The sequence below is a fragment of the Actinoplanes flavus genome (assembly GCF_017592555.1).
In the GTDB taxonomy this organism is placed as follows: domain Bacteria; phylum Actinomycetota; class Actinomycetes; order Mycobacteriales; family Micromonosporaceae; genus Actinoplanes; species Actinoplanes flavus.
In genome coordinates this window covers 125,342-142,049 of the sequence record NZ_JAGFNS010000002.1, presented here as the reverse complement: position 1 = coordinate 142,049, position 16,708 = coordinate 125,342, and the positions used below count along the sequence as shown (strand labels likewise).

Here is a 16,708-nt window from a genome sequence, read left to right as displayed (position 1 = left end):
AAGATCAAGGATGGCCTCCGCGGGCAGCCTCGCGAGAATCACTCGGTAAAACAGGCACAGCGAAAATCCGGATCGTGAGCCAGGCCGAGATCCTCAACGGTGACACCCAACGCAACAGCAAGCAGGTGCCTGTTGTGCTGGCTCGGAATCTTCATGCCGTTCTCCCATTTGCTGATCATCGTTTTCAGGGAGTGCTGTTCTGCGGTGCCGCCATGGGCCGGCGCGATCTGACAGATCCGCTGGGCCAACTGCAATTGGGTCCAGCGGCGCTTCCACTTCCGTGCCCGCCGCAGCCGCCGCTCGAACCCGAGTTCTGATTCCGGTCCACTGCCCTGACTGCCGGGTAGACTCATCGCCGGTTCGCCACCCACCGGACGTCTCGCCCGTCCGTCAACGGCGGGCCCGTCGTGCTCAATCTCTTCCGTGGACTCGGCCGCTGACGCAGTCATCACCGCATCCCCCATGATCGTCTGTAGTGGTACTCCTCTACCGGTGCCATCGCCCACCAACCGATGCCCCCTGTCCCCTGTCGCGGCCCCCAGCAGCTATCGCCCGGCCGGGGCGCGACTTGCAGCGGCACCGGAAACCGGCAAGTAGACTCCGCCGCCACCGCCGTACCAGGGAATACCCGAGGTTCGACGGCCCGGTCGAAACAGGTTGGTCCCACAGTTGCATCGACGGTGAGTGAAAGCCTGCTCGATCAGCGCTGATCAATCCTTACGCCTAGATCGGCATCGGGCAACTGTCCTGGCAATACCGAAATACTGTCCTAGATGAGCTGAAGCCCCGCCACCATCGCCCCCGTGGCACCCGGCTTCTTCCCGGACAGCTGCTAGCGCTCGGCATATCAGGGCGTTGCGCTACATCAGCGGTACCGACAGCGCCTCATGACGGACATGACCAGCCGTAATGGCAGTCCAATAGACGCGGAATGCCATCGCTCTCGACGGCTCGATCCGTCGCGTAGACGCTTGCGACTGAGCCCGGCTGACAGTGCCTCAGAGGACGCGTCCCACCGCCCCGTAGATCGCGACCTCGGAAGGCGCGGGCCGTTCCTGCACCTCTGGTTTCCATTCGGTGACGGCAACGATGTTGGGGTCGACCAGCTCGCAGCCAGTGAAGAATTGCTGGAACTGCTCCCTAGTCCTGGACCGGGCGTCGGTGTGGCCAGCCGCGAACATCGCCTCGTACACAGCGAGTTCCTCTGGGGTGTTGAAGTCCATGGTGGCGTTGCTGACAACCAGGTAACTGCCGGAGGGCACAGCCGCGCAGAACTGGCGGACGATGTCGACCGCCTCCTGGTCATCATGAATGAAGTGCAGGACGGCGACCAGGAGGATGGCTACCGGCTGGCTCAGGTCCAGCGCAGCGGCCACTTCCGGCGCCGTGAGGATCGCCTGGGGATAACGCACGTCAGCCTCGATATAGCCCGTGTGACCCTCGGGGTCGCCGAGAAGCAGAGCCCGGGAGTGGGTGCCGACCATCGGGTCGTTGTCGACGTAGAGCACCCGAGCAGCAGGCGCAATCGACTGAGCGACCTCGTGGGTGTTGCCTGGAGCCGGCAAACCCGCACCGAGATCCAAGAACTGGCGGATGCCGCAGCGCTCCGTTAGGTAGCTCACGGCCCGGCCAAGGAAGGCGCGGTTCTCCAGGGCCGCAGTCCGCACGGTAGGGAACGCCTCGGCGATGCGATCGCCCGACTCCCGGTCAGGGCCGAAGTGATCATTGCCGCCCAGCCAGTAGTTGTATCGGCGGGCCGGGTGCGCAGTCGTCATGTCGACCTGCTCGGAAGCACGGGCATGGTGCCCATTGTCGATGGGATGGTCCCCGCGGGCAATGTACAGACCGATCTCGGCCTCGTCGTCAACCTGCAAGGCACGGCACAGAGCGACACGACGCGGCTCGGAGGGCCATGTGTGCTCGCCTCGCTCAAGCTTGCCGATCCAACGAAGGTCGACATAGAACTGGGTAATGTTGACGCCGGGATTCAGCTCCCGCAATTTCTGATTGACCAAATCGGCGAGTTCGGTCCGTGACATCCGCTGCCTCGGCCGATGCGGCGAGGGAAGCGACTCCCTGCGCCTTCTAAGCGCAATATTCGGCGTGGATGAGGGCTTCGAATTCTTCGTCATGGCGTCCTTGACATCGCAATATCGGGGAGCTCGTACTGCCAGAATGAGAGGATCTTCGAAATGCAGCCACAACAACGCGTTAGCGATAACATCAGTTTCCGACCAGCTTCCTGGGGCATTCCGGATCAATTCTACTAACGGCACCTCTTACTTCTCGGCACCGAAGCATCCCAACAAGGGCAGCCAAGTGAAGCATCAGGGCAAGTACGGGCAGTCCAGACTACGAATCCCGCGGAACATGCATCCCTTGCGAACGCTGACACCCCATACCGGCTGGCCCCTCAGGAGGCTGATGCCATGCTGTCACCGCTCACCCTCAGTCGAATTAGAAGTGCACAACTTCGAACTCACAGTGCGGGTCACGCAAACTGACGCACCGAGATGGGCTCGCCCACGCCGACATGAATGCAAGTCAGGTCTTCGCCCCATCCTCATCGCATGCCCCAGTGATCGATGTCGCATGCAGCCAAAATTGGTATCGGCAGCACGTCAGGAAGCCGTCAACATATCAGCAACGGTCAACGGCCAGCCACGCCCTATTCGCAATCAACCGGCATGCTTGTGTCTCCGCTGTGCGAGGAATTCACTCCATATAGCACGGAGGGTAAGGGCCCTTCATTGCCAGACGCGCGGCCCCGAAGAGCCGTCCTTCGCAACTCGACGTCCGCCTACAGCCCTCGCGGCTGCAACTGGTCGACACCCGCGCATCCCTGCGATCACCAGTTCATGCCGCGACTCGGCAGGTCCTCAACACCGATCACAGCTCGGGCGAGTCACACGAAGACGAGGCCGCCTTCGATTCCACACCGAAGTACCGTTCAGACTTTTGGATACCTACATCGTTGCACTGCGTCACCTTCCGGTCCGCAAACCCAACCGTAGGCGACTTCTGTGACATTGATAACATGAGACAAGTTCGGCAATACCGATGGAGTCCGCCTGCGCCGCCGCCGGGTCAGTCGCATACAGAGGCCGCATAACCGCCACCCGGACCGCTCAGAGAACGCAGCGTCCAGCCCGACATCGTCGTTTTAGAACCGGTACGCACCTGGCGCTCACTTCATGCTGCTCATCCCCGCCGGCGACAGCCAACCCGCCTGATCGGCGCGGTCCTCCACGCACCCCACGACCGCCTGGGCCGTTCCCCCACCCAGATCGCCGGCGAAGACCGACTGGACCGAAAGCACAGTGCGACTGTCAGAGTCGAACAGGAGTACACGTTTCGGAGGCGAGCGAAGCCGGCACGGCCGTACATCTGCCCTTGATCATCCGGTTGGCGTTGCCCTCAACCGGTCCGGAGGGGAAGGGGCAGGCTCAGCCCGGCGGTGACCGCAGCGAGATCGGCGGTCAGGCCGGTGGCGAAGCGGCTGATGCCCGGCACCGCTGCCTGTTCGGCTGCGGTGATCCACGCGGTTAGACGTTCGCCGTGCAGTGAGTGATCATGTCAGTGAAGGAGCGGACCAGGTCAACGGCGGATCGCAGTTCTGGGCAGCGGTTCAAGACGTTCTGGAGTTGCTCGGTGTCGCGGCTGACGAGGCTGTCCGGATGCCGGCAGATCCATCCAGTCACCTGCCGCACCGACGGTAGGCGGGGCACTCCCGTAGGTCGGGTTTGGTGCGGTACTGCTCGATGAACCTGCGGACGATGGCGTAGCTGCCGGTGAAGCCCTGTTTGGTGATCTCGCGATACAGAATGTTGGCTTTTCAAGCAGCCCTCGTCGATGCGGCGTACCAGGAAAGGCTGGAACGGGTCGACCAGACTCGATCGTGGCTTCTGCTCGCCTATCAAGCTCCTACGAGGTGGCCGCGTGGGGCATACTACGAGACCGTCCGATGCGACCAGCCGAGAAACCGCGCGATCTGCCGGGAGCCCGCGCCCTGCGCCAGTAGCTCGTGGACCAGGGCATGATGGTCGCGGCCAGTCGCGCGGGATTTTGACCTGACCGAAACCGCGGTGCACGAGTGGGTCAAGCAAGCCGAACTCGACGACGGCACCCGATCGGACGGCCTTACGCGTCTTCATTGCATGAATTCTGACTCGGTGACCGATTCGCTAAGTTGCCGGACTCTCTGGCGCTAACGATCTACCTTAATTGCTTTATGACGATCGAGGAATCTGTGGGCGCGGAGTCCGATTTGCCGACCTCTTATATCGGACATGAAACCGCAGCCGCCCTGGGGTGCCGAGATTTGTGGAGGCCGACACCGGACGTCTGTAGTTCAGGCATTTTTGTCAGAGGGTCCTTCTAGCATCTGCCGCCGTGTCAGGACAGGAAAAGAACACAGGTGGCGGCGTTCCGCTTAGCGGTACGTTGCGTGCTTTTATGGCTGATTGGCAGCCGCGGCAACGCGTTACGGCAGGTTTGCTCGCGGCCCTCTTCGACGCGCTGGGGGCTCTGCGGCGAGCGCATCCGGAGTGGGCGGACTACGACCTGCACACCCACCTGTTGGCTGCCCTGCATCTGGCGATCGAGAACAACCGGCTGACCGGGTCGCGGACGCTCAGTGAGCTGATCGCCGAACTGGCGACGCTATGTGCCTTCGAACGCCCGAAGGACCCGGCCCAGCGGCACACCGATATCGCTCAGGCGATCTTCGGTGTGCTCATGAACGCCCGCAATCGAGAGACCCGTTTCCGGGACCGGTATCTGTCGCTCGATGACGACGGCCGAGCCGAGCACCCGGAGCAGACCTTCGCCTTCCTGCATGCGGTGGGCGGAGATGACACCACGGACCCGCGGGTGAAGGTGACCCCCGAGGGCATCAACATCTTCCAGAACCTGCACGACTTCGATCCGTTCGACCGGGCCGCCGCCGAGCGATACCGGTCCGAGCGGATGCTCAAACGCGGTGACTACGAGGAAGTGGCCGCGTCGGTCCAGCGGCGTGCCACCAGCATCCACGCGGTGCAAGCGAACCTCGACCGGCTGCTGCGGCGCATGAGCAGCAACGTCCGCGAGGTCAACTACTCCCGAGACGTCATTCCCCAGGTAGACGAGGCGCTCGCGCTGATCGGGGAGCAGATTCTCGCCGAGGAGAAGCTCGCCGCCGGAATCGACGACCACATGCACCATCGGGCGCCTGACGTTACGCGACTGCAGCGGATCACCGAGCACCTCAACGACCTGCTGCGCGCGCTCTCGCGCCTGTACTCGATGCTGTCGACGGTCAAGGAGACCTACGAGCAAGAGCAGGACCGCCAGCTGTTCACGTTCCGCCGGCTGACGATCAACCCGCAGACCGACCTGTTCGAGCCGCTTCTGCAGTACCCGCCGCACGCGGTCGTCAGGCTCCTGGAGCAACGCCTGGCCACCCTGCTCGGCCCGCGCGTCCCCCGAGTGTTGAACATGCAGGCGGTCATCAACCGAACTCAGCCCCAGGAGCGCTCGCCCGGGACCGGCGACCCCGCCGACCCGTTCGATCTGGGCGAAAGCCGCGACGAGAACGCCGACGACACGATGCTGATCGTCGCCGAGGTAACCGCGATCCTGGCGGAGATCACCACGCCGACGTCGCTGTCGCAGCTCATCACCGCAGCCGCCGGTCGGCCCATGCCGGCGCTCACTGCGGCCCAGCGCGCCCGGGTGCCGTGGGCGCTGGCGGTCGCGGTCGCCGGCGCTTACGGCGGCAACGATCCCGCCGAGAGCGACGCACCCCAGATCTTCGACCACACCCGTTTCGGTGTCGTGCGCACCAGCACGCCACTGACGACCGACGCGGTGACCGGCGACGACCTCGTCGTCGTCCCGCTGACCGCCCCTGACAAGGAGAACCCCTCATGAACGGCATCGACGCGGGACGACTGCTCGTGTTCGCCCTCGACGTCACGGCGACACCCGGGCGCACCGGCCAGTCCGCCGAATACGCCCGCCTCGTCGCCCGCTACCTCGGCGAAGAGACGTTCCGGCAACTGTTCGACGACATCCTCGAAGGGACCGGCTGCAGCGTCACCCACGCCTCTGCCGAGACGGGCCTGGTCCTGCTCGCCGAAACCGACAGCGCGTGGGCCTGGCCCGCCCGATCCTCGGATCTGCCGTGGGGCAAGAAGCAGAAGGAGGAGCATCGCGCCGCCCGGATGCTGATCGTCCCCGCCCTGCTGGCGTTCATCGCACCCACCGCCGGCGACCTCGAGGACTACGTCGAGGACCACACACGCCTGATACCGGACGTGCCGGTCGCCGATCTTGAGGACTTCATCCGGCAGTTCGCGTTGCAGCAGGAGGCGGCCACCCCGAACCCGGTCGGTGAAGACCGGCCGTTGTGGTGGCACTGGGTGCAACTTCCCCAGATTCGCTCCGCCGAGCGCACCGCCCGAACCACCACCACCTACCTGGTCGCCGACGTCCTGGACTTCCTGCAGCAGCAGTCACTGGCCGTCCGACGCGACAGCCGTCCCCTGACCGAGACCGTCTACCGGCCGCGCCGGCGGCTGATGGCCCACTACCGCGACCTGTTCCTGCACGAACTGTTCGCCGACCTGCAGAACTTCGCGGCCACCGGCTACGAGCGCCCCGAGAACACCAGCAACAACGAGGAGAACCAGTCCTGACATGGGACCGATCACCGGCTTTCGCATCATCAACCTCCGTGTCCGGGACAAGGTCGCCTATCCCGACCTCGTCGTCGACCTCGGCAGCGGACGGCACGTCATCATCGGCCTGGAGAACGGCGGCGGAAAGTCCACCCTGCTCGGCTTCCTGATCCACGTTCTGCTCCCCGACAAAGCGCAGTTCCTGCCACGGCTGTCGCTGCGCCGGCAGAACAAGAAGGGCGACGAGAAACGCGTCCAGCAGTACGTTCCCGGCGGCGACCCAACCCACGTCATCCTCGAGGTGGAGGTCCCGCACAACGATCCGTTCCGCGGGCACCGGAAGGTCCTGCTCGGCGCCTGTCTGTCGAAGCCGGCTGGCGCCGGGCCCGACGAGGACGTCAAGGAACTGCTCTGGTCCGCCCATTCGGTGCACGCCGACCTGACCCTTGCCGGGCTCGCCGTCCGAGGTGAGGACGGCGGGCTGCGCGACGCCAAGCAATGGGCGGCCTGGCTCAAAGAGCAGCGACTCGCGCATCCGGACGCCGAGATCACCATGGAGACCGACCAGGGTGAGTGGGGTAAGCACCTGCGGGAGACCCTGCGCATCGACGTCGACTTCGTGCGGACCTGGCTGCTGGCGATGAACCAGGACGAGGGCGCCGCGGACCACGTTTTCACCTACGCCTCCTCGCGGTCATTTCTCAACAGCATCGTCGGGGCAGTCGCGGACCCGACGCTGAAACAGGAATTGGCGGCCAACCTGGTCCGGATGGGGAAGGACGCCGACACGTTCAGCCTCGACCGGCGCCGGCAACTGTTCTTCACCGACGTGGTGGGTCACACCGAGCTGCTGACCCAGCTAATGGGAGATCTCGACGCTCAGGACGGCCGGCGGCTCGCGATGCTGGACGCCCTGCTGGCGACCCAGGCTCGCATCGAGGGCGAGCAGCGCGTCGGCGAAATCTCCCTGACGACCGCCAAAGAACGGCACACCGCGGTGACGGGCGAGCGAACCACTGCCGAGCGGGAACACCGGCGGGCCGTGGCCCGGTGGCAACAGGCCGAACTCCAGCGCGACCGTATCGCCCACCAGCAGGCCGTATTGCTGGCGGAAACCGAACGCGGCCGCTACACCGAGGCGCAGCAGCGGGTCGAGGCTGCCCGGGTCGCCGCCCTGATCGCGCAGAAACGCGCCCACGACACCAACATCGACGGTATCCAGCGGATGCTGCGCGAGCGCGCCGGAGAGTCGGAGCCCTTGCGCCAGATCGCCGCTGCCGCCGTACGTTCCTGGCACGCACAGGTCACCGCCGACATCGCGCAGGAGCAGGCGGCCGTCACCGAAGCGCAAGCCGGCCACAGGCAGGCGGACCAGGCCGTTGATCAGGTCACCAAGGCCAGCGCCGCAGCAGGGGCCGCGATCAGCGACGCGAATGCCCGCGAGACCAGCGCGATCAGCCAGCTCGACCGTATCCAGCGGCAGCGCGCTGCCGCCGTCTGCAAAGGTGACCTGGGTGACGGTGAACCGGCGGCCGATGCTCTCGACCGGGTACGGCAGGAGTCCGAACGCCTCCGCGACACGTGCGAGACCATCGAGGCCGCCCTTGCCGAGGCCAGGAGCGAGGTCACGCAGGCCGACAGCGCGGTCCGTAAGCTTTCCGGTCAGCACAAGGACGCGAAGTCGACCCTGGAGGCAGCGACCAAGACCCGGCAGCAGGTGCAGGACGCCACCGACGACCTCGCCCGCGACGTTGAATCCAGCGGCTTGATCGATCTCGATCCCGTCGTCCTAAACGATCACGCGGACACCATCATCGCCGTCCTGCAGGCGGTCGCTGAACGCGCCAACCAGGACCACCTTCGGGCCGCCGAACGTGCTGCCGCGGCCCGTCGCGCGACTCAGTCGCTGGAGAGCCGCGGCCTGTTGCCCGCACGCGCCGACATCGCCGAAATCTGCGAGGACCTGCGCCGCCGGGGACTCGGAGCCCGGCCCGGCTGGGACTTCCTGGCCACCCTCGACGAGGCGGTGGCGCTGCGCGGCGCCACGTCACATCCCGGGCTCGCCGACGGCATCGTGGTGACGATCCCGGAGGACCTTCCGAAGGTGGTCGCACACCTGCGAGGACACCGCGATGTGCTCACCGGCCCGATCGTGGTCGGTGCGCCGGACGCCTTCGACCTCGACCCCGATGCCAGCAGGCAGGACCAGCAGCCGGAAGCGGTGATCGAGGTCGTCCTCCCGCACGAGGCGTTCTGGTCGGTCTCCGCCGGAGCGCTGCAGCTCGCCGAGCGCCGTAACGATGAGTCCGGCCACGAGCGGGCGACCGTGACGTCTCGCCGCCTGTACGACCAGGCCGTGCAGTTGAGGCGGGAAGTCAACCGCTGGCAGTCCGAGATCGGCCCGGAAAGGCTCCAGCAGGCCGAAGACGGCGTCCAGGCCACCCAGGGCATCCTCAACGAAATCAAGGGTCAGCTCGACGACGCGGAGACCCATCGGACGAAGGTGGGTAAACACCGCGACGAGGTCGCCGTCCGTCTGGGCGAGGCCGGCAAACTGCAGCGTACCTGCGATCTTCGCCTGGAACGGCTGACGTCGCTGGCGAGTTCCCTCGCCGAGGAGCCGTCGCTGCGTGCCGCGCTCGATCAGAGCCGTACCGATCTCGCCGAGGCGCGACGCGTCCAGAAGCAGGCGGCCCAGGACCTGGAAGCCTCCAAGCAGATGCGCGAGGCCCGGTTCGAGGAGATCGGGGAACGCCAGCTGGCCGTCGGCCGGCTCCGGCACGAACTGGCCGAAGCCGACGCGGCTGCCGCCGGTGTCCTGCAGCCCGAAGATGCCGGGACCGACGTCGAGGTGACTGCCGACCGGGCTGCCCTCGCCCAGCAGACCCGCGACGCCATCGACCGGTGGAAGGGCGCCCTCACCGACGATCAGCTCACCGCGCAGCTCAACCTGGCCACGATCCAGCTGCGTACGGTCGAGGAACGGCTGCAACCAGAGCCCGAGGAGATCCGCGCTGCTGCCAGCGTTCTCGTCAAGCAGCACCCCACCCGGACCCCGGCCGACTTCGATACCGAAACGGAGCGTCTCCGCAAGGAAGTCGAAAGGCTGGGCATCCTCGTCGGTAGCCGCGAGAGCAACCGGGATCAGCGCAAGGCCCAGTTCGATGCGACAACGGCGAAGTACCGCACAATCACCTTCCAGGACACGCTGACGGACGAGCAGTGTTCGAACGACCCGGTCACGGCCGAAGCCATCCTGACCACCTTGTCGGAAAAGGAAACTGCGGCCAAGGAGGCCGTCACGGCGGCCGTAGGGATCGAAGCGCAGGTGGCGAAGATGGTCACCACCATCGCGGACCGGCAACAGGTGCTGGCGAACGTGGCGTCGACGATCGACGGAAAGGTCTCGCTGTTGGCTGCCGGCCAACTGCTGACCGAGACCATCGACCTGGAGGACCGCCGTTTCACCCTGAACGCCGAGGCCGTGCTCGCGACCGCTCCCACCACGGTCATCACCTTGATCAGCTCAGTGCAGGCCAGCGGCTCGACCGAGGAACTGCGTACCAGGACCCAGGCGAGCGTCGAAGCCGTCGCGGCCGCGGTGGAAAACATCGTCAAAGCCGTCCGTGAGGTCCACGCCCGTGCCGAGGACCGGCTCAACCGGCTGGCCCACTCCCTCGACACGGTCGCCGAAGAGGTCGTGGCCGGGGAACGGGTCGCGCAAGTTCTGCGCCGCAGCCGCGGCGCGATCCTCGCCCGGCTCGCCGTGCGCCACCACCATGACCTTGTCAATCGGCGTGACTCGACCGCCCACCACGTCGCGACGTTCGAGGAACGTCTCGGACGCTTGGCGGACATCGCACACAGCAGCATCGAACGGCTGCGCCGGTCGGTGCAGATGACCGTCCGGGACTCGGTGCTTCCCGACACCCCGGCCATGGGCCGGTGGGCAGGACTTCCGCTGCTCAAACTGTCGGGACTCGACGCGCTAAACACCGAACAGCGACGCGCCGCGATCCTCGCCACCCTGACGCGCTGGTTCGATCCTGAGCTGCACGGGCGCCGCCGGGCGTTCGACACCGACGAGACGATGTTCGAACTGCTGGAATCGATCACCCCACGGTTCTCGGCGAAGATCCTGATCCCGTCCGACCCGCTGGACCCGGAACACAAGCCGGTGGAACAGGTCGCCATGGAGACCTCCGGCGGTGAAGGGGTCACCGTCGCGCTGATCCTGGCCAGCCTCCTCGCGGCACGCCGTGCCACCGCCCACGGCTACCGGCGCACGACCCTGCTACTGGACAACGCGTTCGCGAAACTGACCAAGCCGGCGTTCCTGCGGTTGGCTCGCGATGTCGCAACATCGCTGAACGTGTCCCTGGTCGTGCTCACCGGGATCAAGGACAACGGTGCGCTGACGGTGTTTCCCACCGTCGTGCAGCTGAGGGTGTCCCGGCGCTCGACCGCGAACTTCGTCGTTCCGGCCGGCGTCGACGACAGCCGGCTGCAGGACCTGGTGCGCGGCGGTGCCCTGTACGCGTCCGCCGTCGAGTGGCAAGCCGCCCATGACGATACCGGGGAGGCTGGCGTGTGGCCGGTGATGTCGAGCGCCACCGTCGCGTTCGACGAACAGCTCGCCCTCGACATGCCCGATCCGGCGGACACTGACAACACCCCGGCCGACGAGCTCACCGATGACGGTGATGCCGCATGACGGCCACAGACGGAGCCCCGCCGCCGGGCGCGGAACAGGTGAACGGCTTGAGTGCCGCCTTGCTCGGCACCCGGGTCGTTCGCGTTGACCACCGCACGATGTGGGACCTGTGGAACCGGGTCGACGCCCCCTGGTCCGGCACGTGGGCCAGCCGAGCCCGGCTGGCCCACGCCCTCCAGCAACTTGCTGAGCAGGGCGTCATCACACTGCCCGCAGCCTCCGGCAGACTGTGGGACCGGTCACTGCCACCGCTTCCCGCCCGGATCGACGTTCCCGCGAACCGGCGTGAATCCGTCAGCCAGATCGACCCTGCCGACGTGCTCTGGGTCCCGGTGATGCGCCACTGGGCACCCCAATGGATACGGACCTCGCGACCACCCGCCGGGCTTCGGGAGGCAGCGGTGGAAATCAACCGGTGGCTGCAAAGGACCCTCGGCGCCGCCCCCGGCCGGGTCGCCCGCGAGGAACGCTCCCTGCATATCTTCGGAGACGAGAAGCGGCTGGCCCACCTCGCCGACGGCGCACTCTTCGCCCCAGGCCGACTGACGCTGCAAGACCTGGCCTGTGACGCGCCGGCCGGCCACCTGCGCGTCGCCCGATTCGCCGCCGCTGGCCCGGTGCTCGTCGTAGAAAACAAGGCCACCTTCGATTCCGCCTGGCGAGCCCTCCGAGCAACCGTGGAATCCCCGTATGCGGCGATCCTGTTCGGCAGCGGGGACGCCGTCGGCCCCCTGATCCACGATCTGGCGATGCTCAACGACCTGATCGGCGTACAACCGACGACCTGCTTCTACGCCGGCGACATCGACATCGCAGGCATCGAGGCTGCACACCTGTTCACCACCAAGGCAGCGGCAGCCGGACTAGAAACCTCAATGGCAATCCCGCTGTGGGAAGCAGTGGCCCAAACCGAGCCGACCGGTGAGGACACCACAGCGGATTCCTCCAGAACATCCGGCGCTGTAGCCACCGCCGAGTCGCTTCATCTCCCCGAAAGCGTTCTCCTGCGGCTACGGACACGAGCCCGAGTACCGCAAGAACGGATCGATCGCCTGGCCCTGGCTGATGTGACGTGGTGGGCACCGCACTGAAATAGGACTTGAGCAGCGCGGATCCTCGCAGGTAGGCGGAATATTCCCTGCCTGCGAGGTTCAGCCATTCGTCCGGGGCCGTGATCAGGACATGCATGCCACGGCTGATGTGGGTGTTAGGCGTCCCAGACCAGCGCGATCGGCGCCTAAAGCCCGTTGGTGTGTCTGGTCGAGAAGGGCGATCTGGTCGTCCGCTCTGAAACTGCCGCGTTCGTCTTTACGGCCGCGACGTGGTTCGGTAGCCACTTCGGTTCAGATCGGCCGACCGCCAGCACCAACCTAGAGCGAGAGGATCGGCTTGATCGCTTTGCTGACGTGGCGAGTCGATATGTCGTCCTCGAGGGCGAGTAGTTCGTCGGCGAAGGTCCGGGCCAGTGCGGGCACGAGGTGAGCCATCGCGGTGATGCAGGCGTCCCAGCCACCGGCGATCAACGCTCGGGACAGCAGCTGTTGACGTGTGTCAGCGTCGGCGACGACAGCAAGCGCTGCAAGCGCAGCTGCTTGCAGGTCGGGATCTTCGATCGATTGTGAGACGTTCTCAGCGACAGTGAGGTCGCCAACCATGGCAGCGGCCAGGGCAAACCGCTTCTGGATGTGTCCGCGCCACGGTCCGCTGATGCCGTCCAGGATGCGGGTGGCCCGGGGGACGTCACCCTGATGGAGCATCAACTCGAGGACCTCGGCGTTGTTCGACGCGTGCGAGCTCCAGGAGAGGCCTGCTGTCGCGTCGTCTTCGCTCAGGAGAGTTTCGGCCATGTCGAGCCGACCCGACTTTGCTGCCGCGACGGCCAGGACCGCTGCAAGTTGGTCGTGCATGAGCGGGTCGACGCGTACGACAGCGGCGGCTCGCTGCAGGAGTTGGCCAGTCAGTTCGGTGAGGTCTGCTGCCGCGGCTGCCATAGCGAGCTTGGCGAGGGGGTCCAGTTGGGAGTGACCGGCATCGAGCGTGGTGGTCAGCTTTTCGGCCATGGCGATGACTTGTTCGACCAGGTCAGTCTTGCCATTCGCTGTGGCCGTCTCTGCGAGCTGAACGAGCGCCGCAATCCGAGGTTCAGTTGATTGGATCAGGTCGGCGACGCTGCGGGCACCTTCGATGTCGCCCAACCGGCACAGCACAGCCGGGAGCCAGTGCAGTGCATAGTCGCGGTCGCGGGGTTCGGTGATCTCATTTGCGGTCGCGCGGGCCAGGATGGTCAGCTCACGTGCCCGTTCCGGCTGGCCGGCGGCGATGTGTTCGTGTGCAAGCTGGGTCAGCGCGTGGGTTTTGCTGGAGGAGACGGGCAGCGAGAGCACGATGTCGCGGGCTTGGGCTGGGAGGCCTGTACGGAGGGCAGCGAGCGCCACAACGGTGATCAACGATGAACCTCCGGAAGGGTGCTCGTGGGTGTGGGCAAGCCGCAGTGCTGCGGTCACGTCTCCCACTGCGACGAGGGCTTCGCAGGCGACGATGCGCAGCATCGTCCCCGATCCGGCTGGGCCGAGCAGACCGACGGTAGGTTCCAGACGGGCGGCCAGCGCCGCTGCCCGATCGTGGTCGCCCAGCTGCAGCATCGCGTTGGTGGCCGTGACCAGGGAGGCGGTCTTGGCCTCGGCAGTGTCGATCGACTGAGCGATCTGTTCTGCTTCATCGGCACACCTACCGGCGTCGCTAAGAGCGCCACTGCCGACGAGCCTCACCGCCACTCCGGCAAGGGCCTGCGCTCGCTGGAACGGGTCCCCGATCATACTGGCCAGCTCATGCAAACGGTCCGGACTGGGCGGGACCGGTCCGTGGAGAACATTCTCGAGCAGCCGGTCACGCTCCTCGGGCGCATCGATCTCTTGTAACAGACGTCCGAACCACGCCGTGTCGAAGCCGGCCACCAGTGAGGCAACCATGGCGAGCGTCGACGAACGCTCGGAGGGATCGGCTATCGACCGCGCCGCCTGTTCAGCCTCGCCTGCCAGCGCGATCGCGCGATCAAAGTCCCCGGCCGTGATCGCTGCGTCACCACACCAGCCGAGCATCCGGGCCTGCTCGGCGGGTGCGAGCTGGCGTGCGGCGGTGACAGCATGCTCGATCATCTCGGCGGTGCGCTGTGCGTCGCCCAGCTCCGCGAGCGCTGTCGCAATCAGCGCGCACCTGTTGGCGCGTTCTTGGGCGGCATCGACCGTCACACACAGATCAGCGGCTTTCTCTATCCAGGCTGCGGCTCGTTTCCGGTCGCCGTGCCGGGCTGCGGTCTCCGCTAGGTGCCGCAGCTGTTGTATCTGGCCGAATCGTGTCGGCGAGGCGTTGAGCAGCCGCACCGCACGTTCGATGTCGCCGGCTTGCAGGGCGGCGATCCCTGTGGCGTCGAGTTCCTGCTGACGCATGCCGGGGAACTTCATGGCCGCTGCGCGGGCCTCGGCGTGGTCGGCAAACCGCGTTGATGCAGCGCGATCACCGAGGCTGGCCGCCGCAACTGCGAGCTGCCCGAACACGCGGGCCTGCCGTAACCTGGGATCGGCGTCCACCAGACCGGCAGCCAGGTCAACCAGCCGACGGGCTCGGGGTAACTCGCTGGTGGCCACCGCCTGGCGGGCTACGGCAAGTAAGGCATCTACACGGCGGCTCCCGGCGGGGATCGACGTGGCGAGGCGTTCAGCTTCGTCAAGCTGGCCGCCCTCGGCTGCGATCTCGGCCAAAGACGCGAACACCACGGCACGGTCGTCCGCGCTCGTCAAAGAATGGGCGAGTGCTTCAGCCCGGGCCGTCTGGCCCAGCCGAGCCCGTGCCGCGACGAGCGACCACGGAATGTGGTTGTTCCGCCGGCGAATCCGCTCCCGCAGCCAGGCCAACCGCGCGATGTCGGGCAGGCGGGTAATGCCGGCGTGGTGCAGGGCTTGCTGGGTGACGCTGATCTCGCCGAGGGCGATGTCGTCACCTCCCGTAGTGGTCCGCAGCCACTGATGACGGTCAGTGTCGATCGCCAACGTGAGCATGCGGTGGAGGTCATTGGTGCTTTGCAACATTCGGAAGTACCCGCGGACCAGGTACCGGGGCGTGTCGCCGGGCCAGTGCTGCTGCCGGTAGCTCGCCGCCCACGTGTGCAGGCGCTCCCGGAATGCCGCGAGCGTGTGTGGGCCGAGCCGTTCGGTAGCCTGCGCTCGAAGGGTCTCGTGGGTGAAGAGGAAAACCCGCCTCTCAGCGCGCTGCTCGGCGCGGCCAGCGACGGTGCGGCCGAATATACCGCCTACGAGATGATCGATCTGGTAGGTCGGTCTCTCGGTCAGCATGTGCAGGTCGTTACGGTCAAGCCCGCCGCCGCTGGCCGCGACCAGCCCCAGCACCTGGAGACCGAGTCCGTCGTGACGCCGGGGGTCGACGGCCAGAAGCTCGTCTAGTTCACGCTCGGCCAACTCAGTCACGTGGTGGGCGTGCGGCGAGGTCTCCAACGGGCGTATCCGGGCGGTACGCAGGGGATGATCCGGGTCGACGTCGGCCGGGAGCGGCGGATCCGGGCGCCCAGCGACGACAACCTTGAGGCCTCCACGGTGCTTGGGCAGCAGGGCGGCAATGCTGGCCAGACCCGAGCCTGGCAGTGACCCACAGTCCTCATCGAGTCCGTCGACCAGCAGCACCAGCCTGTATCCCGCAGCCGTAGCCTTCGCCACGGCTGCGGAGAGCAGCCGCCGACGAAGCCGGTCACGTCCGCCCGGCGAAGTGACCTGCGGGAGCTGTTCGCCGGTGATCGCCACAAGCTGATCGAGCAGACCGTCGGTGAAGGCCACGCTGTCCGCCTGGCTCGCCAGCCGCGCCGTAACGAAGAAGGACACCACCCATACATCCGGTGGCGGATGCAGGGCGAACCACGACATCAACGCCGACTTGCCCGCCCGGGCGGGTGCCTGCCACCACACGTACGCCTCGTCGCCAGCGCACCATGCGGCGAGTTCGTCGAGCTCGCCAGCTCGGTCGAGAAGGTCAGGCGGCGCGATGTCGACGAGCCCTTCGACGTATTCCGATCGACGCCACCAGTCTGGATGCTCCCGCCGGGCAGCCGTGGTGTCCCGCTCCATGCGGGCTTTCAGGAAGAGCCGTCCCCCGCGCGTGATCTCCGCGTCCATCGCGCCGAGCGCGCGCAGCAAGCTCTCGGCCTGGGCGTCGTCGGCAGGCCAGGCAAGGCCACGAAGGATCTCTCCAACCCGGCTGGGCGAAGAAAGCTTCATCCGGGTTGCTAGCGTCCGTAGGCTGGGCAGCCCGTTATCGCGATGGATCC

General features: G+C 66.3%; 7 protein-coding genes. 4 read left to right on the top strand and 3 right to left on the bottom strand.

Going from position 1 to position 16,708, the window contains the following annotated elements:
• Window positions 1-38: 38 nt before the first annotated feature.
• Window positions 39-449 (bottom strand): helix-turn-helix transcriptional regulator, encoded by a 411-nt coding sequence (locus J5X75_RS03635; RefSeq protein ID WP_208465829.1) that lies wholly within the window; start codon window positions 447-449, stop codon window positions 39-41.
• Window positions 450-998: 549 nt separating this feature from the next.
• Window positions 999-2,039, bottom strand: coding sequence for an SAM-dependent methyltransferase (locus tag J5X75_RS03630; RefSeq protein WP_238487284.1), 1,041 nt, complete (start codon window positions 2,037-2,039; stop codon window positions 999-1,001).
• A gap of 2,353 nt (window positions 2,040-4,392) precedes the next feature.
• Between J5X75_RS03630 and J5X75_RS03625 the strand changes: the two genes are divergently transcribed.
• From J5X75_RS03625 to J5X75_RS03610, 4 genes are all read left to right on the top strand, one after another.
• A complete protein-coding gene (locus J5X75_RS03625) occupies window positions 4,393-5,913 on the top strand; it encodes a hypothetical protein (RefSeq protein ID WP_208465827.1) in 1,521 nt (506 codons plus the stop codon).
• On the top strand, window positions 5,910-6,680 hold the full coding sequence (locus J5X75_RS03620; protein WP_208465826.1) for a hypothetical protein: 771 nt from the start codon (window positions 5,910-5,912) through the stop codon (window positions 6,678-6,680). Before J5X75_RS03625 ends, J5X75_RS03620 begins: the two co-directional genes overlap by 4 nt.
• Window positions 6,681-6,963: 283 nt before the next feature.
• Window positions 6,964-11,376: a coiled-coil domain-containing protein gene (locus tag J5X75_RS03615; RefSeq protein ID WP_208465825.1), complete on the top strand. Its 4,413-nt coding sequence runs from the start codon at window positions 6,964-6,966 to the stop codon at window positions 11,374-11,376.
• A complete protein-coding gene (locus tag J5X75_RS03610; protein ID WP_208465824.1) occupies window positions 11,373-12,467 on the top strand; it encodes a hypothetical protein in 1,095 nt (364 codons plus the stop codon). The genes J5X75_RS03615 and J5X75_RS03610 overlap by 4 nt, the downstream gene beginning before the upstream one ends.
• A 279-nt stretch (window positions 12,468-12,746) precedes the next feature.
• Here J5X75_RS03610 and J5X75_RS03605 read toward each other — a convergent pair whose 3' ends face one another.
• Window positions 12,747-16,658, bottom strand: coding sequence for a hypothetical protein (locus tag J5X75_RS03605; RefSeq protein ID WP_208465823.1), 3,912 nt, complete (start codon window positions 16,656-16,658; stop codon window positions 12,747-12,749).
• Window positions 16,659-16,708 lie beyond the last annotated feature (50 nt).

Excerpts from the sequence above, each read along its gene's own strand:
- J5X75_RS03610 (WP_208465824.1), top strand. The coding sequence starts at position 11,373 with ATGACGGCCACAGACGGAGCCCCGCCGCCGGGCGCGGAACAGGTGAAC.
- J5X75_RS03635 (WP_208465829.1), bottom strand. The coding sequence starts at position 449 with ATGACTGCGTCAGCGGCCGAGTCCACGGAAGAGATTGAGCACGACGGG.
- J5X75_RS03620 (WP_208465826.1), top strand. The coding sequence starts at position 5,910 with ATGAACGGCATCGACGCGGGACGACTGCTCGTGTTCGCCCTCGACGTC.
- J5X75_RS03605 (WP_208465823.1), bottom strand. The coding sequence starts at position 16,658 with ATGAAGCTTTCTTCGCCCAGCCGGGTTGGAGAGATCCTTCGTGGCCTT.
- J5X75_RS03630 (WP_238487284.1), bottom strand. The coding sequence starts at position 2,039 with ATGTCACGGACCGAACTCGCCGATTTGGTCAATCAGAAATTGCGGGAG.